Annotated in this window: 16 protein-coding genes; 3 read left to right on the top strand and 13 right to left on the bottom strand. The window is 66.0% G+C overall.

Going from position 1 to position 19,392, the window contains the following annotated elements:
• From recR to R2834_21130, 13 genes are all read right to left on the bottom strand, one after another.
• Positions 1-623: recombination mediator RecR (gene recR, locus R2834_21190; protein ID MEZ4702861.1), on the bottom strand; the 623-nt coding region annotated here is incomplete at its 3' end.
• Positions 624-638: 15 nt separating this feature from the next.
• A complete protein-coding gene (locus tag R2834_21185) occupies positions 639-977 on the bottom strand; it encodes a YbaB/EbfC family nucleoid-associated protein (GenBank protein MEZ4702860.1) in 339 nt (112 codons plus the stop codon).
• Between the two features lie 33 nt (positions 978-1,010).
• The gene (gene dnaX / locus R2834_21180; protein ID MEZ4702859.1) at positions 1,011-2,885 is read right to left on the bottom strand and encodes a DNA polymerase III subunit gamma/tau; all 1,875 of its coding nucleotides are present in this window, start codon (positions 2,883-2,885) and stop codon (positions 1,011-1,013) included.
• 106 nt (positions 2,886-2,991) lie between these two features.
• On the bottom strand, positions 2,992-3,612 hold the full coding sequence (locus R2834_21175; GenBank protein ID MEZ4702858.1) for a thymidine kinase: 621 nt from the start codon (positions 3,610-3,612) through the stop codon (positions 2,992-2,994).
• 135 nt (positions 3,613-3,747) lie between these two features.
• The gene (locus R2834_21170; protein MEZ4702857.1) at positions 3,748-4,527 is read right to left on the bottom strand and encodes a tetratricopeptide repeat protein; all 780 of its coding nucleotides are present in this window, start codon (positions 4,525-4,527) and stop codon (positions 3,748-3,750) included.
• A gap of 1 nt (position 4,528) precedes the next feature.
• Positions 4,529-6,349: a BatD family protein gene (locus R2834_21165; protein MEZ4702856.1), complete on the bottom strand. Its 1,821-nt coding sequence runs from the start codon at positions 6,347-6,349 to the stop codon at positions 4,529-4,531.
• A gap of 77 nt (positions 6,350-6,426) precedes the next feature.
• Positions 6,427-7,269, bottom strand: coding sequence for a tetratricopeptide repeat protein (locus R2834_21160; GenBank protein ID MEZ4702855.1), 843 nt, complete (start codon positions 7,267-7,269; stop codon positions 6,427-6,429).
• Positions 7,270-7,371: 102 nt separating this feature from the next.
• Complete coding sequence (locus R2834_21155) at positions 7,372-8,430, bottom strand: VWA domain-containing protein (GenBank protein MEZ4702854.1); 1,059 nt, start codon at positions 8,428-8,430, stop codon at positions 7,372-7,374.
• A gap of 136 nt (positions 8,431-8,566) precedes the next feature.
• Positions 8,567-9,553 carry a VWA domain-containing protein gene (locus R2834_21150; GenBank protein ID MEZ4702853.1) on the bottom strand — a complete coding sequence of 329 codons (987 nt, stop codon included), beginning with the start codon at positions 9,551-9,553 and terminating at the stop codon, positions 8,567-8,569.
• Between the two features lie 31 nt (positions 9,554-9,584).
• Positions 9,585-10,364: an NAD-dependent deacylase gene (locus R2834_21145; GenBank protein MEZ4702852.1), complete on the bottom strand. Its 780-nt coding sequence runs from the start codon at positions 10,362-10,364 to the stop codon at positions 9,585-9,587.
• A gap of 3 nt (positions 10,365-10,367) precedes the next feature.
• Entirely contained in the window at positions 10,368-11,411 is a 1,044-nt protein-coding gene (locus R2834_21140; protein MEZ4702851.1) for a hypothetical protein, read from the bottom strand.
• A 28-nt stretch (positions 11,412-11,439) separates the two neighbouring features.
• On the bottom strand, positions 11,440-12,351 hold the full coding sequence (locus R2834_21135; protein ID MEZ4702850.1) for a DUF58 domain-containing protein: 912 nt from the start codon (positions 12,349-12,351) through the stop codon (positions 11,440-11,442).
• A 78-nt stretch (positions 12,352-12,429) separates the two neighbouring features.
• Positions 12,430-14,727: a parallel beta-helix domain-containing protein gene (locus tag R2834_21130; GenBank protein MEZ4702849.1), complete on the bottom strand. Its 2,298-nt coding sequence runs from the start codon at positions 14,725-14,727 to the stop codon at positions 12,430-12,432.
• Between the two features lie 277 nt (positions 14,728-15,004).
• On the opposite strand from R2834_21130, the gene R2834_21125 reads away from it, so the two are divergent.
• From R2834_21125 to clpB, 3 genes are all read left to right on the top strand, one after another.
• Positions 15,005-15,424 (top strand): DUF2914 domain-containing protein, encoded by a 420-nt coding sequence (locus tag R2834_21125; protein ID MEZ4702848.1) that lies wholly within the window; start codon positions 15,005-15,007, stop codon positions 15,422-15,424.
• Positions 15,425-15,448: 24 nt separating this feature from the next.
• On the top strand, positions 15,449-16,393 hold the full coding sequence (locus R2834_21120) for a S1/P1 nuclease (protein MEZ4702847.1): 945 nt from the start codon (positions 15,449-15,451) through the stop codon (positions 16,391-16,393).
• Between the two features lie 185 nt (positions 16,394-16,578).
• A complete protein-coding gene (gene clpB / locus R2834_21115) occupies positions 16,579-19,212 on the top strand; it encodes an ATP-dependent chaperone ClpB (GenBank protein ID MEZ4702846.1) in 2,634 nt (877 codons plus the stop codon).
• The last annotated feature ends 180 nt before the right edge of the window (positions 19,213-19,392 follow it).

The following is a 19,392-nucleotide window of genomic DNA, read 5'->3' as shown; positions in this document are numbered from 1 at the left end:
ACACGCCCCTCGAGGGCGCGCGAGAGCGTGGCTTCGTCGGCATACTCGAGGTCCCCGCCGATGGGCAACCCGCGCGCGATGCGCGTCAGCCGGACGCCGAAGGGTTTGAGCAGCTGGGCCAGGTAATAGGCCGTGGTATCGCCCTCGACGTTGGGGTTCATGGCGAGGATGACCTCGCGGGTGGGGACGCGCTCAGCGTCGCCGGCCGGGCCGGCGTCCGCCGGCACGATGCGGGCGACGAGCTCGCGGATGTGCAGGTCCTCGGGGCCGATGCCGTCGAGCGGGCTGATGACGCCGCCCAGGACGTGGTAGACGCCGGTATATTCGTTCGTGCGCTCCAGCGCCATCACGTCGTTCGGCTCCTCGACCACGCAGATCACCCCGTGATCGCGGCGCGACGACGTGCAGATCCCACAGCGCGCGTCGTCGCAGACGTTGAAACACACCTCGCAGCTGCGGACGCGGTCCTTGACGGCGACGAGGGCGCGGGCCATCTCGGCCACGTCCTCCCGGGGCATCTTGAGGATGTACGCGACGAGCCGATGCGCGGTCTTGCGGCCGATCGTGGGCAGGCGCGTGAAGTGTTCGACGAGCGCCTCGACGGCCTCGGACGTGAATTGCATGGCGATGCCGGTCGGTTACAGTCCGAACTGCTTGGGATCGAAGCCGGGCGGCAGCATGCCCGAGGCGGCGCGGCTCATTTCGCCGCGGGCCAACTGGGCGGCTTCCTCCAGCGCCTTGTTCACGCCGGCGATGATGAGGTCCTCCAGCAGCTCCAGGTCGCTCGGGTCGACGGCGTCCGGCTCGATCTTGATCCGGGTGATGCGCTGCTGGCCGTTTGCGGTGACCTTGACCATGCCGCCGCCGGCTTCCGCCGTCACCGTCTGCGCGGAGAGGGCCTCCTGCGCTTCGGTGATCTTGCGCTGCATGTCCATCATCTTGCCGAACATATCGGCCATATTGAGATCGTCTGACATAAATCGTGTCTGCTCAGGGTCGGGGGTGTGTCGTCACCAGACGACTTCGCCGCCGAATTGATCGAAAATGGCGCGGATGACGGGGCTTTCCTGCCGTTTCTGTTTCATGTACTCGTACGGATCGATTTCCTGAGGGGTTTCCACGGCTTCCGGTCCATCTTCACTCCCCCCGATCACAAAATCGAACCGCGTGATCGTTCGGCCCGTCTCCTCCTTGAAGTTGGCGACGAGAAACTCCTGCTGGCTGTCGAGCATGCGCCGGTGAAAGTCGTCGGGCACGGAGAGCACGATGACGGCACCCTGGTCGTCCAGCGGGGTGGCGTGCTGGAGCAGGGCGCTCACGTGGATGCGCTCCACCTTGACGCGTCCGACGAAGCCCGGCCAGAGCGCGAGCAGCACGGCGTTCTGCGACGAGGGGGATGGCGCGATGGCGACATCGATTTCCACGCGCAGCGAGGCTTCCGGGTCGCCGCCCCGGGGCGGGCCCGCGGGTTTTTTCTGGAGCAGCGGCGTCCCGAAGAGGTTTTCGGTGCCGCCGCCCTGGGGGGGCGGTGCGGGTGGCGGCGGGGGCGGCGCCGGCTTGTCAACCAGCTTGAGCGGAGGCCGCACGTCGGGCTCCGGCGCCGGCGGCGGCTCGGGTTTTTGGGGGGGCGCCGGGCTGGGCGCCGGCGGGCGGGCGGCCTGGGGCGGTGGAGGCGGCGTCGGAGTTGCCGGCGTCGGTGCCGGCGGGGTTGCCGGCGCTCCGCCGCGCTGTTCGAGCTGATCGAGCCGCGCGAGCGCTTCGCGCAGGTCGACGCTGCGCGCCAGGCTGGCCATCTTGAGGAGCGTCATTTCGAGCCGGAGCCGTGGCTGGGTGCTCGTCCGCAGCTTTTCCTCTCCTTCATCCACCAGCATCAGCAGCCGGAGCAGATCGGTCTCGGTAAACGCGGCGCTGTCGACGCCGTACCGCTCGCGCACCGACTCGGCGGCCTCGATGAGCGATGTGTCGGGCATGGTGCAGGCCACGAGCAGGTTGCGCAGGTGCGACGCGAGACCGGCCATGAATTCCTGCATGTCGTATCCGGCGCGCGTGAGCCGTTCGACCAGGGCGAGCATGCCGGCGCTGTCGCTCGTCTGGACGGCGCGGGTCACCTCGAAGTACAGGTCGATATCCACCACCCCGAAAGCCTGCGCCAGCTCGGCGTAGGTCATGTTCGTCCCGCAGAGCGCGATGGCCTGGTCGAAGGCCGAAAGCGCGTCGCGGAGCGCCCCGTCACCCTTGTGGGCGATCAGCATCAGCGAGGCTTCGTCCGCCACGATGCCTTCCTCCTGGCAGATCCGCTGGAGGTGGCTGACGATCTCGGGAACGGCGATGCGGCGGAAGTCGAACCGCTGGCACCGCGACAGGATGGTCGGCAGGACCTTGTTCGGCTCCGTCGTCGCAAAGATGAAGAGGACGTACGGCGGCGGCTCTTCCAGCGTCTTCAACAGCGCGTTGAAGGCCGCGTTGGAGAGCATGTGCACCTCGTCGATGATGTACACCTTCCGCCGGCTGCCCTGCGGCGGCACCAGCACGGTCTCGCGCAGGTCCCGGATATCCTCCACCTTGTTGTTGGAGGCGGCGTCGATCTCGATGATATTCAGGCTGCGCCCTTCCTCGAACGTCCGGCACGAATCGCAGGTGCGGCACGGCTCGCCGCCGTCGCCGCGCTGGTCGGGCGGGGTCGTGCAGTTGATGGCCTTCGCGAGGATGCGCGCCGCCGTCGTCTTGCCGACGCCGCGGGGGCCGCTGAACAGGTAGGCGTGCGCCAGCCGATCCAGGCGAATCGCGTTGGTGAGCGTTTCGGTGACGTGCTCCTGGGCTACGATTTCGTGGAACCGCTGCGGCCGGTATTTGCGCGCCGCAACGAGATAAGGTTGGCTGGACATGGGTATTTGCTGGCCGCGTGACGAGGTGATGCCGCAGGTCGCCGGTTCGTGGGCAACATAGCGGGGCGATCCCTCACCTGCAAGCGAAGAAGGAGAAAATTGGGGCTCAGGCCGGCTTCGTATCGCGCGCGCGCCGACCCGCCTCGTCGGTCTCGCCCGATTCGGCCGGCCGGAAACAATGCCGGCAGCGCGGTTCGTACGCCTCGGCGGCGCCGAGGAGCAGCCGGCTCGATCCGGCGGTGATTCGCTGCGAATGGTTCGCCGGCGATCCGCAGACGACACAGACGGCGTGCAGCTTCGTGACGTACTCGGCGACGGCCATCAGCTGGGGCATGGGTTCGAACGGCTGCCCGGTGTAGTCCTGGTCGAGCCCCGCGACGATGACCCGCGTGCCCCGCGCGGCCAGTTGCTCGCAGACCGAAACCAGGGCGAGATCGAAAAACTGCGCCTCGTCGATGCCCACCACGTCCGCGTCGTTCGTGAGCAGGAGTATCTGCGAGGCGGCGCTCACGGGTGTCGACGAGAGCGAGTTTTCATCGTGCGAGGTCACCTCTTCCTTGCTGAACCGGTTGTCGAAGGACGGTTTGTAGATCTCGATGTGCTGTTTCGCGAAGCGCGCGCGACGCAGCCGGCGGATCAGCTCCTCGGTCTTGCCGCTGAACATGGATCCGCAGATGACCTCGATCCAGCCGGTTTCGCGATTTCGATGCAGGGCAATAGGTTCCATAAGGCGCCGCGTTCATTCGGAGGCGTCAAGGTACTGGTCGGACCGGGGTGTTTTCAATGCTCAGCACCCGAAAATCCCAGCACCCGAAAATCCCAGCACCCAAAATCCCAGCACCCGAAAAAAGCCGGGAGCCCGTTACACGTCCGCCAGCGCGCTTGTTTCCACCCATCCGCGGGTTCCGTTCGGGAGCCGCACTTCGGCCCAGGCGTCGGCGTTGCCGAGCACATCCACCACCAGGCCTTCGTGGATGGTGAGTTCCGTGCCGGAGGTCTCCAGGGGCGCGTCGCGCAGCGCCGTCTGGGTCGCGACGACGACGGCCGTCCGCTCGGATGTGGACTGGATGGAGGCCGCGAAGGCCGCCACGAGGAGGACGGTGGCCGCGAGCGTGGTGACGGCGCGGAGCCGGCGGAGCCAGGGATTGCGCCATCCCCGCAGGATGCGGCCGGCGAAGAGCCCGGCCGCCACGAAATAGAGCAGCAGCCCGCCCCAGAGCAGCCCGCGGCCGCCCGTGCGCGTGATGTGGCTGTGCCACCACGCCACCCAGACCGGCTGAGGCACGTGCGAGAACTGATCGACCGTGTGTCCCCGCGCGATCTCCAGGCTGTGGAGCAGCTCGGCGCTCTCCGGCGTCAGCCGCCGGCTCTTTTCGTAATACCGGATGGCCTGCCCGATCCGGTCGAGGCGGTAATAGGCGTTGCCCATGTTAAAATAGAGCGCCCCGCTCGCGTAGCCCTGGTCGATGGCGGACTGGTAGGCCGCGATGGCCTGTTCGTACTGGCCGTCGCGATACAGCTGGTTGCCCTGGTCGAAGGCCAGCACGGCCTCGCTCACCTGCGCGCCGGCGGGGCGGGCGAACCCTGTCGCAGCGGCCAGCAGGGCGACCAGGAAGAAGCCTGTGAGGTTCGGGCGGCGCATGTCAGTTCAACTCCGTATCGAGCTGGACGATCAGCTGGCTTGCCCGGTCGCAGGCCGTGTCCATCTCCGACTGGTTCGGCGGGATGGGCGCGAATCGCACGCGATCGCACTCCTGGATCAGTTGCACCGTCTGGCCGCAGAGCACGGCGGAGGCGCCGTGTTCCGCGAGGGCGTTTTCGAGCTGGCTGTAGGTCAGTCCGGTCTCGGCCACATTGAGGCGATTCCCGATAAACGAGCGGATGGCGCGTTCGACCTCCTGGTAAAAGCCGCGCGAGTCCTGCCGCGAGAGCAGCGCCATGGCGCCGGCGAGGTGCTTCCTGGCCAGCGGATGGGCGCGCCGGTTGCGCAGCAGGCGTTCGTCGCCGGCGAGCTGGCGGGCCCGTTTGGTGTAGACGTACAGGCCGGCGATGCCCAGCAGCGGGAGCAGCAGCGCGATGTAGACGAACGGGTTTTGGTGCAGCGGCATCCGCGCGATGCGCGACCAGTTGCTGGCCTCGGGCAGGATGCCGGCGATGTCGTCCACGGGCAGCCCCATCGCCGAGGTCAGCGCCGCCACGGGCGCGGAAGCCGTGCCGGTCACGCGCACGCTGACGGGCTCGGGCCGCATCTTCTCATATTGCTTGCGCGCGGTGTTGAAATACGCCATCTCCACCTGGGGCAGCTGGAAGGTGCCGTTGGAGCGGGGGATGAGGACGTAATTCAGCACCTTGGTGCCGTTGATCCGGTTTCCGGTCCGGTTGATCGAGGTCTGGATCTGCGGGTCGTACTGCTCGAAGACACCCGGCGGCGTGAACAGGGGCGGATCCAGCGTGGCGATGTTGCCGGTGCCCGAGATGCGGACTTCCACTTCGATCGGTTCGCCGACTTCGACGGCGTTGTCGCTCACGCTGGCCTCGATATGGAACGAGCCGACGGCGCCGTTGAACGACTCAGGCGCGCCGGGAGGCAGGGGTTCGACGTGGATCGTCACCGGGGGCGACGAGACCTCGACCGGCTCGTACCGGGGGCTGAAGCTGAAAAACTGGTCGAACGGATTGGCGGACCGGTGCGGGACGAAGGCTTCCGCCTCGATCTTGAGGGGGTCTATCGACAGATCGCCCGAGCGCGTCGGAAACACGGCCACCCGCTTGAGCACGATGGTGTTGTACCGGAGCCCTTTTTCAACGACGGTTTGCGGAATCGGCCGGCGCTCGACATCCAGTTCCTCCCGCCAGAATCCTTCCGCGTCCCACGAGTCGGCGAGGCGGCTCTGCCGGAGCTGCATCCCCTCACGAAAGAACAGCTGGTATTCGATGTTGACCTGCTCGTTCTGGTAGACGTTTCTGGCGCTGGGGATAGCCCGGATAAAGATGTCGTCCTTGCCGATCGCCGACTGCGGGGGGGTGTTGTCCGGGGCGGAGGGGGTAGCGAACGGATCGATCAGCCGGGTGCGCGTGTTGCGCCGGGCCGTTTGCGGCCGCTGGGACTGGGGGACGACGGTCACGGAGATCGGTGCGGTCCGGTAGTTTTCCCCCTTCACCTTCACCACGGCGGCGTCGATTTTGGCCTCGCCTTCGCGGGTGGGGCGCATGCGCCATTCGTAGGACACGCTCTGGCTCATCTGCCCGTTGATGATGCTCGTGCTCATCTGCGAACTCGGCATCACCTGGAGCAGCGTGAGTCCTTCCGTTCGAGGGGCTTCCGGGCGCACCACATCGTTAGGGCTGGCGTTTTCGATCTGGATGCTGTAGGCCAGGATTTCTTCCGTCCCGATGGTGTTCTCGCTCACAAAGGCCTGCACGCGTATGGCCTGACCGCGCGCCGCCGTGGAGCCGGCGAGCATCAGGACGATCGCGAGCCATCGGATACCTGTGCGAAGGGGAGGCGTCGATATGGGTGAAATCGAAGGCATATGCCAAACTACCAGTCTTTTTCCACGGCCCGAGGTCGGGTCTGGGGCTTGAGCACCTGCCGGAGCAGGTCTTCCTCTTCGTTCTGAAGCGCCTGAAGGATACGCTCCGCTTCTTCCCGGCTCAGCTTGTTGGGGTCCGGGGCGGGCGCCTGTTGCTGCTGGGGCTGCTGATCTTGCTGCCCTTCGTTCTGCTGGTCGCCCTGTTGTTGCTGCTGGTCGTCCTGATCCTGCTGCCCCTGGTTCTGCTGATTGCCCTGATTCTGTTGATCCTGGTTCTGCTGGTTCTCGTCCTGGTTTTCGTTCTGGTCGTTGGAATTTTGCTGATCCTGTTGATCCTGCTGCTGCTGTTCTTCGAGCCGGCGTTTGACGAACTCGTAGTTGAATTTGGCGTCCTGGTTGTCCGGGTCGGCCAGCAGGGCCTGACGGTAGTAGTCGAGGGCCGATTCGAGGGTGGGGCCCTGCGGCGGAGCGCCCTCCTGCCCGTCGGGCGTGGGCGGCGCCTGCCCGCCCGATGCGCTCGCCGCCTCGAAGACGTTGTTGCCGGCGTTGTAGGCCGCGCGGCTCACGTCGCCGGGGGTGGTCGACAGGGCGATCGACTGATCGAAGGCCTGGCCGGCCTCCTCGAACTGTCCCATCCGAAACAGGGTGGCCCCGAGGTTATTCCAGAGCCCGGAGGTGACCGCGTTGGCCGGCTCGCCTTCCTGGGCGACGAGGCCGTTGCGGTACGCGCCGGCGGCCTGGGGCAGTTCGTCCCGGGCGAAAAATTCGTTCCCGCGCCGGCCTGCTTTCGAGCCGTCGTCGCCGACGCCGAGCTGCATGAAAGCCAGGATGATTGCGATACCGTAGGTCATGAGGATTGGTGGCGGGGTGAGTTTTATGGTTCGAGGTTCAAGGTTTGAGGTTCAAAGGCATCAGGTCAAGCCCATCGAACCTTGAACGTCAAACCTCGAACCTCAAGAAACCGCCTCTTTCGCCAGTTCGAGGTCTGGGGTTGTTTTTTTACGTCGGTCGCTGACAAACCGTTCGAGCAACAGGAGGAACAGGCCCAGCGCCAGCGGCCACTGATACTGCTCCTCGTATTCTTCGAACTCTTCCGCGCCGAACTCTGTTTTCTGTAAACGTTGTAGGCTCGCCGTTATTTTAGGGAGCGAACTGGAGGTCCGCGCGATGCGGAAGTAGGCGCCGTCTTCCGCGAGTTTCTGGAGTCCTTCTTCCTCGAGCTGCGTGCTGACCACCCGGCCGCGTCGATCTTTTTTGTAATCGATACGCCGGCCGTTGCGGTAAACCGGTATCGGCACGCCATCCGTTTCGCCCACGCCGGCCGTGAAGATGACGATCTTGGATTCGCGGGCCTGCGTCAGCACCTGCTCCAGGTTGGCGACATGGTTTTCGCCGTCGGAAACGATCAGGAGCGCCTTCGTCCGTTCTTCCGGCGGCGGACCCTCGCCGTCCTTCGCGCCGCCCTTGAAGGCCTGGATGGCCATGTTGAGCGCGGCGCCGAAGTCGGTCCCGGGCGTCGGGATCAGGGACGGGTCGGCCACGTCGAGAAAGAGCCGGACGGCGCTGTAGTCGGTCGTCAGCGGGCACTGGATGAAGGCGTCGCCGGCAAAGGTGACAAGCCCGACTCGGTCGCCCTGCAGCTCGCCGATCAGCTTCTTTACTTCGTTGCGGGCGCGGTCCAGCCGGTTCGGCGCCACGTCTTCGGCCATCATCGAGGCCGAAACGTCCAGCGCGATGACGAAATCGATGCCCTCGCGCTTCACTTCGCGCAGCTTGGTCCCGAAACGCGGTCCCACCAGCGCCACCGCAATAAACAGCAACCCCAGCACGGCCAGGCCCGACTTCCATCGCCGGCGCCGGCTGCTCACGGCCGCCGTCAGCCGCGACACCAGCGGAACATGACCGAACGCCTGCAACGCCTTTCGCCGCTGCCATGCCGCCCACAAAAAGAGCAGCACCGCCACCGGCACGGCCAGCAGGCTCCAGATGTATTCAGGGTGTAGCCAGTTCATGGGGTTGGTTCAGGGTTCTGGGATCAAGGTTTAAGGTCGGGTTTCGGCCGGACTCCGTCCGAGGAGGAACGAGGCATGGTCTTGATGAACGTGAACGACACATCCATTGAACCATGCCCCTCGAACCTTGAACCCTTCAAGGAAACCTCCTCAGTCGCGTCGACGAGAGCAGGACCTCCAGCAGGAGCAATACGAAGGCCGGCCAGAGGAACGTGGCATAGCGCTCGGTATAGTCGGTGTAGATCCGTTCCTCGACCTTGGTCTTTTCGAGGTTGCCGATTTCTTCGTAGATGGTGCTCAGCGCTTCCTTGTTGGTCGCGCGAAAATATTGTCCGCCGGTTTTTTCGGCCACGTTGCGCAGCATGTCCTCGTCGATCTCGACGGGCACCATGCGGCGCTGGCGGCCGGCGAAGGGATGATCGATGATGAACGGCGCTTCGCCATGCGCGCCCACGCCGATCGTATAGACCCGCACGCCGACGGCTTCGGCCACTTCCGCGGCCGTCACGGGGTCGATCTCGCCCCGGTTGTTCTGGCCGTCCGTCAGGAGGATCACCACCTTGCTCTTCGCGTCAGTTTCCTTCAAGCGGTTGACGGCCATCGCCAGGGCCGTGCCGATGGCCGTGCCGTCTTCGATGACGCCCACCTCGACTTCGGCGAGCATCTGCTGGAGGAAGCTGTAGTCCAGCGTCAGCGGGGCCTGCGTGAACGCCTTGGCGGCGAACACGACGAGGCCGACACGGTCGGATACGCGGCCCTTGACGAACTCGCCGGCCACTTCGCGCGCCGCCTCGAACCGGTTCGGCTCGAAGTCCTGCGCGCGCATGGAGGTCGACGTATCCAGCACCATGATGATGTCGACGCCTTCCGCGAAGCGCTCGACCACCGTGTCGCGGTCCTGGGGCCGGGCGAGGGCGATGACGCCGAGCACGAAGGCCCCGACGCGCAGCAGCGACGGGAGGCCGCGCAGGTACGTCCAGACGGAGCGTGGGGCGGCCTTCACCGAGGCGATGTTGCTGAACTGCATCCCCGCCCGTTTGCGCCGCGCGCGCCAGTACTCCCAGGCGCCGAGAAGCGGCGCCAGGAGCAGGAGGAAGAGCCAGTAGGGTTGCGCGAATTCCATGGGTTGGGTGTTGCCTGAATCTCCTAACGGTTCATTCGCCGACCGGTTCGCCGGCCTGTTCGCGCAGGGCGGACAGGAGTTCCGGCAACACCGTACCGGCCGGACCGATCAGGGTTTCGTCCATATATCCCGCGATGGCGCTGGGTTCGATGTTGATTTCGACGGCATATGCGCCGTGGTCGCGGCCGGTGAGCGGGATCTGGGCGGCCGGAAACACGACCCCGCTGGTGCCGATGCTCAGCACGACGTCGGCGCGCCGGGCGGCCGCGAAGGCCTGCTCGGTGGCGTCGGCCGGCAGCAGTTCGCCGAACCATACGACATCCGGCCGGATGAAGCCGCCGCACGACGGGCAATCCGCCGGCGCGCCTTCGGCGAGGCGGTCGGCGAAGCCTTCCGGCGCCGGCGCGCGGCAGGCGATGCAATAGTTCCGGTTGATGTTGCCGTGGAGTTCCAGCACGTTGCGGCTCCCCGCCCGCCGGTGGAGGCCGTCGACGTTCTGGGTGATCAGCGTGAAGTCGTCGGTCATCGCTTCGAGGTCGACCAGCGCGCGATGGCCGGCGTTGGGCTCGGCCTCCGCCGCGATCCGCCGGCGCTCGGCATACCAGCGCTGCACCAGATCCGGCTTCCGAAGGAACGCGTCGACGTTCGCGAGGTCCTCGGGGCGGAACCGGCTCCACAACCCGCCGGGGTCGCGGAACGTCGCGATGCCGCTCTCGGCGCTGATGCCGGCGCCCGTGAGCACGGCGATCCGCCTTGCGCGGCGCAACCGGTCCAGCAACGGCTGGCTGAAGGAGCGCGCGGGTCTGTCCATCGGTCAGGCGGCGTCCTGCGCGGCGTCGGCCGGCGCGGCCTGGGGCTCGGGCGGCGTCTCAGGCGGCTTCTCGGCTGCCTTGAGCGTGGCCTCGATGGCCTCGATCAGGGCGCGGGTGCGGTTCATCGCCTCCTGGCCCACATGGGGCGGCGGGAGCAGGTCTGCAAACTTGACGAGGTCCATCACGCGGAAAATCTGCTGGGCCTTGCCGACCGTGTCGTCCGGAATCACCTTCGCGTCGACGCGGCGCTTCAGCAGGGCCACGAGTTCGTGCGTGGTCGATTCCATCGCGGGGATGCGCAGCCGGCGTGACAGGTAGATGCGGATGATCTCCGACATCTCCACATAATAGGGCTTGATGGTCTTGAGATCGCTCAGATTGGCTTTTTTCTGCAGCTCGCCGAGCCGGCGCATCGCAAAGGCGTACGGCGCCTCCTGCGGGCGGGCGATCGGTATCGCCTCCGGCACGGGCGCCGGGCGGGTATTCATGTAGCGGTACGCCGCATAACCCAGGCCGGCCGCCAGCAGCAATCCCACGATCCAGGGCCAGATCGACACCGGGAATTCGGCCAGCGGCGCCAGGTTGCGGATGCCCTCCGCCTCCTCGGTCACCAGCGACTTCACGGGGATGACGATCGGGAAGGTCTCTGCGCGCAGCGTATCCAGGCCGCGGAGGAAAAACACGGGAATCGCCGGCACGAACGCGGTGTCCAGCGCAAAGGTGGTGACCTGATAGACGACGCTGTCCTGCCGGCGTCCGGCCCCGCCTTCGATCAGCCTGCTGTAGATATCGGACATCCCCACGATCTCGAGATCCCCAAAGGCCTCGCCGGCTTCGGGCGGGAGGAAGAGCGGCTGGGCGTCGGCCTCGTGCTCCGCCACGATGTACAGCGCGAACCGGTCGCCCACCGACACGCTGTCTTTCGATACGTACGACCACACATCCTGCCCGGCCGCGCTCCGTAGCGGCAGGGCGGCGGCGACCAGCAGCGCGGCCAGCGGCCAGCCGATGAGGCGCCAGAAGGGGATGTGGGAGATTCGCGGCATGACCGTTTCCAGAGTGGGCGTGAACCCGTCAACTCATTTTGCTGCGCCGGCGGAAAAACTGGATGAGCGGCTCCACATACCCTTCGTCCGTCGAAATCCCCACCCGATCCACGCGAAGCCGGCGGAGCAGTTCGGTCGTCTTCGTCTGGTGCGTACGGGCGTGCCGGGTGTAGGCTTCGAGGGCGGCGGGATTCCGGGTGTCGAACGTGATGGTTTCGCCCGTTTCCGCATCCGTCAGGTCAACCAGACCCAGTGCCGGCAGTTCCTCTTCGCGCGGATCCTGGATGTGCACGGCGATGGTGTCGTGCCGCGACGCCACCGCGCGCAGCGGACGCTCGTAGTTGTCCACCATAAAATCGCTGATGAGGATGACGATCGAGCGCCGTTTCAGCACGTGGATGACGCGGTTGAGGGCGACGCTCACGTCGGTGCCGCGGCTGTGGCGGTCGTGCGCGTAGAGATCGCGGATCATGCGGAGCACATGCCGGCGGCCCTTCTTGGGCGGCACGAACAGCTCCACCTCGTCCGAAAACAGGATGAGCCCCACCTTGTCGTTGTTGCGGATCGCGCTGAAGGCGACGATCGCCGAGATCTCGGCCGCGATCTCGCGCTTGAATTTGTACCGGGTGCCGAAATCCTCCGACCCGCTCACATCCACGAGCAGCATGAGCGTCTGCTCCCGCTCCTCCTCGAACTTCTTGATATACGGCTCTCCGGTGCGCGCCGTCACGTTCCAGTCGATGCTCCGGATGTCGTCGCCGAACTGGTAGGGGCGCACTTCGGCGAATTCCATCCCCTGCCCCTTGAAGGCCGAATGGTATTCGCCGCCGAACACGTCTTCAACCAGACCCTTGGTGCGGATCTCGATCTGGCGAATCTTCTTGAAGAGCTCTTTCAGGTCCATGCCGGGAAAATAGCGCGCAATCGGTTCGCGTTCCACGTACGAACGCGAAAGGTTTAGCGTTTCGTGTGAAGCTTCGCACGAAATCAGGGACGGAGGCGCCGGCCGGCAATCCGCTCAGAGCGACGCGAGCAGCCGCCAAACGCGGTCGTTCGCCCGCCGCAGCATCGGCGACCACGTGCTCGCCGGCAGGGTGTAGGGCAGGCGGGTGGCCTCGGGTTGGTCCCAGCTATTGTTCGTTCCGCTCAGATCCCACAGCAGGTCGGCGCCGTGCAGGCCGGCTTCCAGCACGCGCACATCCGGAGACAGCCCGTTGGCTTCGAGCGTGTTGTCGTAGATCAGATTGTCGTCCGGGAAGGGATCGACGTCGTACGCGGTGCCGGCGCCGAACACGCTGTCGAGGCCGAGGAGGGCGATGCCGGCGGACTGGTTGTTGATCACCTCGTTGCCGGAGACGCGCACCGCGTCGGCCGCGAGGATCATCACCCCGGTGCCGGACGGGACGCGCTTCACGATCGCATCGGGGTCGGCGAAGTTCTCGTGGTTGTTGCTGTACACCCGGTTGGCCCGGACCACGGCCCCGCGGGAGATCTTGGACGGGTTGTTCGGCAGCAGGAAAACGAGGATGCCGCCGGCGTTGTCGTGCACGTCGTTGTTCTCGACGAGGGCGTCCACCGAGTTCTCGATTTCGATGCCGGTCACGTTCCCGTACACCGTATTCTCGCGGACGATGATGTTTTTGGATTGCCCCACGTAGATGCCGGCGTCCCGCGCGCCGGTGACGCGGCATCGCTCGATCGTCACCCCCACCACTTCCACGGGATACAGACCGTAGAGCCCGGTGTTCTCCAGATACAACTCCCGGAATACGACGTCCATCGCGCGGTCGATCATAACGCCGTTCGCCGTGTAGTTGCGCACGGTGAAGCCGACGATCGCGATGTGGCTGCCCGATCCGACGATACCGTCCGCCAGGATGCCCTGCCCGTCCAGGATGGGCCGGAGATCGCCTTCCTGCACGCCCATCAGGGTGATGTTCGACACGTCGAGCGACAGCGTTTCCCGGTAGATGCCCGGCGCGACGCTGATCGTGTCGCCCGGCTGCGCCGCGTCGAGCGCATGCTGGATGCGCTGGCCGTAATCGACGTACAGCGTCCGGCCGACCCGGCGCACGGGGACGGCCTCCTGCGGCGGGGGCGAGGCCTGATGGTAGCGCAACTCGGCCGACTCGTTCTCGAGCCGGGGCACGACCGGCAGGCCGGACGGCACCCGCTCCGGAATCGCCGGCCGCGCCGACTCGTCGGTCAGCGCGTGGAGGAAATTGATCAGGTCGTCTTTTTCGCGCACGGTGAGTGTGAACGGGCGGATCTTGTCGTCCTGGTTCGGGATCGTGTCGCCCAGCCCCCGTCCGCCGCCGCCGCCGTAGAAATCGAGCACCTCGCCCAGCGTCTCGAACACGCCGTTGTGCATGTACGGCGCCGTCAGCGCGACATTGCGCAGCGTGGGCACCTTGAAAGCGCGTTCGTAGCCCTGGCCCTCCACCTCGGCGCGGCCGAGGTCGGGTTCCAGGTCCCCGTCCGGCACGCCGATGATCTTGAAGTCGGGGTTCGCGAACGTGGGCAGGTTGTGGCACTCGAAGCAGCGGGTCTTGAGGGAGCGAAACAGGTCGAGGCCGCGGCGTTCGGACGGCGAGAGCGCGCTGCGGTCGCCGGCGGCGTAGCGGTCGTAGCGCGCGTTCCGCGACGTGAGCGTCCGCTCGAAGGCGGCGATGGCATAGGTCACGCGCTCGAACGAGATCGGGGCATCGCCGGCGTCCTCGAACGCCTCCCGGAAGGCGCGGACGTAGGCGGGGATGCGTTCGAGTTCGCGGACCAGTTCGTCGGGGTCCTGCGCCATTTCGCTCGGGTCCTGGATCGGCCCGGCCGCCTGTGCTTCGAGGTCCGCCGCGCGCCCGTCCCAGAACTGGCGGTGGTTGAACGCGGCGTTCCAGAGGGTCGGGGCGTTGCGGCGCAGCGAGGCGCCCCCGGTGCGCCCGCGGCCCAGGTGCCGGCCGCCGACGCCCATCGAGGTCAGCCGGTTGTCGGAAAAGCCGAGGTCGGGATGATGGCACGTGGCGCACGAAATGTCGTTGCCGCCCGAGAGGACCGGGTCGAAAAAGAGCAGCCGGCCGAGTTCGACGCGTTCCGCCGTCAGCGGATTGTCGGGCCGGACGGGCATCTCCGGGAAGGGGCGATCCAGGTTTTGGCCCTCGACGATGCGTTCGAAGTGCTCGAGGCCGCGCGTTTCGATCGCGCGGGCGACGTCGACCGGCGTTTGCGACGGCGCGAGCCCGGGCAGCGGCAGGAAGAGAAGGGAAACGAAGACGAGGGTGAGCACGATGGTGCCGGCCGTCGTTTTTTTCAGGAGCGATGGCATGTCTTTCCGGAGCAGAAGTTCGATGCGCCCATGCGGCGCGCTCATCGAGGCATTCTCGGGGCTGGAGGGGCAAATTTGCAAACCCGATACCGAACGAGCGGAAGGACCGGGCGCGCAAGGCGGCTTTCGGGTCTGGTTCGCATCGCCCCGCGTACGTAATGACCTACTTATCGAGGCGACCACGGCCTCGGACGCGCCAGTCCATCGAGCCTCCGGGTGGACGGGGCCGGCGATGGAGCTGGTGCGCATCCTGATGGAATTCAATCGCTACGCTATCATGAATTGGTTTACCCTGTTGATGGCGCTCACCGCCCTGGCGATCTCGCCGGCGCGCGTTCGGGCGCAGGACGGCCAGGTCGTCGTCGTCGAATCAATCCGCTTCGGTACGGGTATCGAAGACCGGGAGCTTGTTGGAACGGGAACGACGTTCACCAGCCGGCCCGACATGATTTATTGCCATACCCGGATCGAGGGCGCCCGTCCGCCGACGCACGTCTACCACATCTGGTCCTTCAACGGCGAGGAGAAACGCCGCGTCAAGCTCGAGGTCGGCGCCGCGTCGTGGCGGACCTGGAGCGGACGTTCGACCGAGGCGCTGCTGGCGCAGGGCGAAGGGATCTGGGAAGTCGAAGTGCAGTCGTCCGAAGGCGAAGTGCTCAAACGCGCCACCTTTACCATTCGGCGCGCCGACGGTTAAACCCTACGCGTTTTCATGCCCCTCATGACATCACATACGGCGGTTCGCCGGCCCGGACGCGCGCCCTTCTGGGGCGCCGTCCTCGTTGCGCTCGCCCTGCTCGCGCCGGCCTCCGCGCTCGCCTGGAGCAGCAACGGTCACATGATGATCGCGGCGCTGGCGTATCGCTCGCTCACGCCCGAGCAGCAGGCGGCCTACGCCGCGCTGCTGTACCATCACCCCGACTATGAGTCGTGGCAGCAGGACTTCGAGGCGCTGGGGGTCTCGATGGATGCCGGCGAGTACTTTTTCATGCGCGCCAGCCTCTGGCCGGACCAGATCCGGCGCCGCGGCAGCCCGTACGACCACCCCACGTGGCACTACACGAACTATCCGCTCGTCGCCGACAGCTTCGCGCTGGCTCCGTCCCTGACGCCGGAGAACGATGTCCTGCACGGCATCCGGGTCTCGATCGCGGAGATCGGGAATACGCGCCAGGACGCGGTTCTTCGCGCGGTGCATCTGAGCTGGCTCATCCATCTGATCGGCGACCTGCATCAGCCGCTGCATGCCGCGACGCTCGTCAATGCCGATTACCCCAGGGGCGACCGCGGCGGGAATGACTTTTTCGTTCGTCCGCGGCCGAATCGCGAGGGCATGAACCTCCATGCCTTCTGGGATCAGCTGCTGGGCACGTCCGCCAACGTCCGCGAGGTGCGCAATCAGGCGACGCTGCTCGGGCGGACGTACACCCGCATGGCGCTCCTCGAACTCGGCGAAGCCACCGACCCGACGGGCTGGGCGCTGGAGAGCCGCCGGTACGCGATCGATGCCGTTTATCTGGCCGGCCAGCTCCAGGGCGAGGTGGAGGATCGGCGGAGCCAGGCGCCGGTGCTGCCGGAAGAATACCCTCTTCGCGCCAAGCAGGTGGCCGAGCGCCGCGCCGCGCTGGCGGCCTACCGCCTGGCGGACGTCCTGGCCGATATCTGAACCCGAGTCCTGCCACGACGCCGCGGCCCGGACGCCGCCGGCTGCCATCCGCGGGCATCGCTTCCTTCGATCGGCCGGCCGTGCTGTCAATCTGTCACGTTCGGCCGCGTGGTACGTTTTTCGTTTGAAGCTGGCGAAAGAAGCACCTGTGCCAGGGTGCATCACACAGACCGGGTGAGAAGGCCATGAACTTGCAGAAATTTACGGTTAAGGCGCAGGAGACGGTGAAGCGCGCGACGGAGATCGCGGCTTCGAACAATCACCAGGGGGTCGAGCCGGTTCACCTGCTCAAATCCTTCCTGAGCGATACCCAGGGCGTCGTCCTGTCCATATTCAATAAGCTGGGCGTCAACAACAGCTTTCTCGACGTCAAGGCGGAACAGCTGATGGGCAAGCTGCCGGTGGTGACCGGCGCGAGCGTCTCGGGCCAGTTCGTCGGGAACGAACTCAAAAAGGTATTCGACCGCGCGCTCGCCGAGGCGGAAGTGCTCAAGGACGAATACGTCGCCAGCGAACACCTGCTCATCGCGCTCGCCGAGGGGAAAAACGACCTCGGGGTGTTTCTCCGCGAACAGGGCGTGGGCAAGGATAGCATCCTGGCGCTGCTGAAGGATATCCGGGGCGGTCAACGCGCCTCCGACCCGCACGCCGAAGATCGCTACGACGCCCTCAAGCGGTACACGCGCGACCTCAACGACCTCGCCCGCAAGGGCAAGATCGACCCCGTCATCGGGCGGGACGAGGAGATCCGGCGCGTGCTCCAGATCCTGTCGCGGCGCACGAAGAACAACCCGGTCCTGATCGGTGAACCCGGCGTGGGCAAGACGGCCATCGCCGAAGGGCTCGCCATCCGGATCGTGCAGGGCGACGTGCCCGAAAACCTGAAGTCGAAGCGCATCCTCGCGCTGGATCTCGGCTCGCTCATCGCCGGCGCCAAATACCGCGGCGAATTCGAGGACCGTCTGAAGGCGGTTGTCAAGGAAGTGACCGACTCCGGCGGCGAACTCGTGCTGTTCATCGACGAGATCCACACGCTCGTCGGCGCCGGCGCGGCCGAGGGTGCGGTGGACGCGGCCAACATCCTGAAGCCGGCGCTCGCGCGTGGCGAGCTGCGCGCCATCGGCGCCACGACGCTCGACGAGTACCGCAAATACCTCGAAAAAGACAAGGCCCTCGAACGCCGCTTCCAGACCGTCGTCGTCGACGAGCCGAGCGTGGAGGACACCATCTCGATCCTGCGCGGCATCAAGGACCGGTACGAGGTGCACCACGGGGTGCGCATCCTCGACGGCGCCATCGTCGCCGCCGCCGAACTCAGCCACCGCTATATCACCGCCCGCTTCCTGCCGGACAAGGCGATCGACCTGATCGACGAGGCCGCCGCGCGGCTCCGCATCGAAATCGACTCGATGCCCGAAGAGCTCGACGCCCTCGAACGCCAGATCCGCCAGCTCGAAATCGAGCGCGAAGCCGTCAAGCGGGACGGGGACGAGTCCAAGCTGAGCTCCATCAACGAACAGCGGGCCAACCTCGAGGAAGAGCGCAACGCACTCCAGGTGCGCTGGCAGCGGGAAAAGGACCTCATCGTCCAGATCCAGCAGGCCAAGGAAGAAATCGAATCCCTCCGCACCCAGGCCGAAAACCTGGAGCGGATGGGCGACTACGGCAAGGTGGCGGAAATCCGCTACGGGACCGTGCCGCAGCTCGAGAAACAGGTCGAGGAAGCCAAGAGCAAGCTCGACGAGGTGCAGAAGAAGGGCGCGCTGCTCAAGGAGGAAATCGACGCCGAGGACATCGCGGCGATCGTGTCGCGGTGGACCGGCATCCCGGTGTCGCGGATGCTCGAGAGCGAGCGCGAGAAGCTGCTCAAGATGGAGGACGAGCTGGCGCGCCGCGTGGTGGGCCAGAAGGATGCCCTCGAGGCCGTCTCGAACGCGGTGCGCCGCGGCCGCGCCGGCCTGCAGGAAGAGACGCGCCCGATCGGGTCGTTCATCTTCCTCGGTACCACCGGCGTCGGGAAAACCGAGCTCGCGAAGGCGCTGGCCAGTTTCCTGTTCAACGACGAGCAAGCCCTGGTGCGCATCGACATGAGCGAGTACCAGGAGCGCCACACCGTCAGCCGCCTGATCGGCGCGCCTCCGGGGTACGTGGGGCACGAGGAGGGCGGACAGCTGACCGAGGCGGTGCGTCGCCGGCCCTACTCGGTCGTCCTGCTCGACGAAATCGAGAAGGCGCACCCCGAGGTGTTCAACATCCTGTTGCAGGTGCTGGACGACGGCCGGCTCACCGATAACAAAGGGCGCACGGCCGACTTTAAGAACACCATCATCATCATGACCAGCAACCTGGGCTCGGAGGTCATCCAGGAGCGGATTGATGCGCTCGACGGCGAACTCACGCCGGCGGCCGAGGATCGCCTCCAGGAAGATCTGATGGGGCTGCTGAAGAAACGGCTCCGCCCCGAGTTCCTGAACCGGATCGACGAGGTGGTCATGTTCCACCCGCTCCAGAAGGAGCACATCCGCAAGATCGTCGAGATCCAGTTCGCCCGCATCCAGCGCATCGCGGCGCGGAGCCACAACATCACGCTCGAACTCACCGAGCCGGCGATGGACTGGCTGGCCGCCGGCGGGTTCGACCCCGTCTTCGGCGCCCGACCGCTCAAGCGCGTCCTCCAGCGTCAGGTGGAGAACAAGCTGGCCGAGGAACTGCTCTCCGGCTTCGTCCAGGAAGGAGACCTGGTCCAGATCGATCTGGCGCCGGACAAGTCGGGACTCACCTTCGAGATCCTCAAACATCCCGAAGTGGTCGAGGCATAAAAACAAAAGGGCGTCCGATGGACGCCCTTTTGTGGTTCAAGGCGGGGAGGTTCAAGGTTTAAGGAGGTGCACTGGAAAGGGCTTCCGATGCAGGATACGGGGATGCGGGATGCAGGATGATCGATATTCCGGACGGTTTTTCGGCAAACATCCCGTATCCCGCATCCTGCACCCCGCATC

It is taken from the genome of Rhodothermales bacterium (assembly GCA_041391505.1).
Lineage (GTDB): Bacteria > Bacteroidota > Rhodothermia > Rhodothermales > JAHQVL01 > JAWKNW01.
Note: the sequence above shows the minus strand (reverse complement) of the source record. Positions and strands in the feature narration are given on the sequence as shown.

Excerpts from the sequence above, each read along its gene's own strand:
- R2834_21185 (MEZ4702860.1), bottom strand. The coding sequence starts at position 977 with ATGTCAGACGATCTCAATATGGCCGATATGTTCGGCAAGATGATGGAC.
- dnaX (MEZ4702859.1), bottom strand. The coding sequence starts at position 2,885 with ATGTCCAGCCAACCTTATCTCGTTGCGGCGCGCAAATACCGGCCGCAG.
- R2834_21175 (MEZ4702858.1), bottom strand. The coding sequence starts at position 3,612 with ATGGAACCTATTGCCCTGCATCGAAATCGCGAAACCGGCTGGATCGAG.
- R2834_21170 (MEZ4702857.1), bottom strand. The coding sequence starts at position 4,527 with ATGCGCCGCCCGAACCTCACAGGCTTCTTCCTGGTCGCCCTGCTGGCC.
- R2834_21165 (MEZ4702856.1), bottom strand. The coding sequence starts at position 6,349 with ATGCTCGCCGGCTCCACGGCGGCGCGCGGTCAGGCCATACGCGTGCAG.
- R2834_21160 (MEZ4702855.1), bottom strand. The coding sequence starts at position 7,269 with ATGACCTACGGTATCGCAATCATCCTGGCTTTCATGCAGCTCGGCGTC.
- R2834_21155 (MEZ4702854.1), bottom strand. The coding sequence starts at position 8,430 with ATGAACTGGCTACACCCTGAATACATCTGGAGCCTGCTGGCCGTGCCG.
- R2834_21150 (MEZ4702853.1), bottom strand. The coding sequence starts at position 9,553 with ATGGAATTCGCGCAACCCTACTGGCTCTTCCTCCTGCTCCTGGCGCCG.
- R2834_21145 (MEZ4702852.1), bottom strand. The coding sequence starts at position 10,364 with ATGGACAGACCCGCGCGCTCCTTCAGCCAGCCGTTGCTGGACCGGTTG.
- R2834_21140 (MEZ4702851.1), bottom strand. The coding sequence starts at position 11,411 with ATGCCGCGAATCTCCCACATCCCCTTCTGGCGCCTCATCGGCTGGCCG.
- R2834_21130 (MEZ4702849.1), bottom strand. The coding sequence starts at position 14,727 with ATGCCATCGCTCCTGAAAAAAACGACGGCCGGCACCATCGTGCTCACC.
- R2834_21125 (MEZ4702848.1), top strand. The coding sequence starts at position 15,005 with ATGAATTGGTTTACCCTGTTGATGGCGCTCACCGCCCTGGCGATCTCG.
- R2834_21120 (MEZ4702847.1), top strand. The coding sequence starts at position 15,449 with ATGACATCACATACGGCGGTTCGCCGGCCCGGACGCGCGCCCTTCTGG.
- clpB (MEZ4702846.1), top strand. The coding sequence starts at position 16,579 with ATGAACTTGCAGAAATTTACGGTTAAGGCGCAGGAGACGGTGAAGCGC.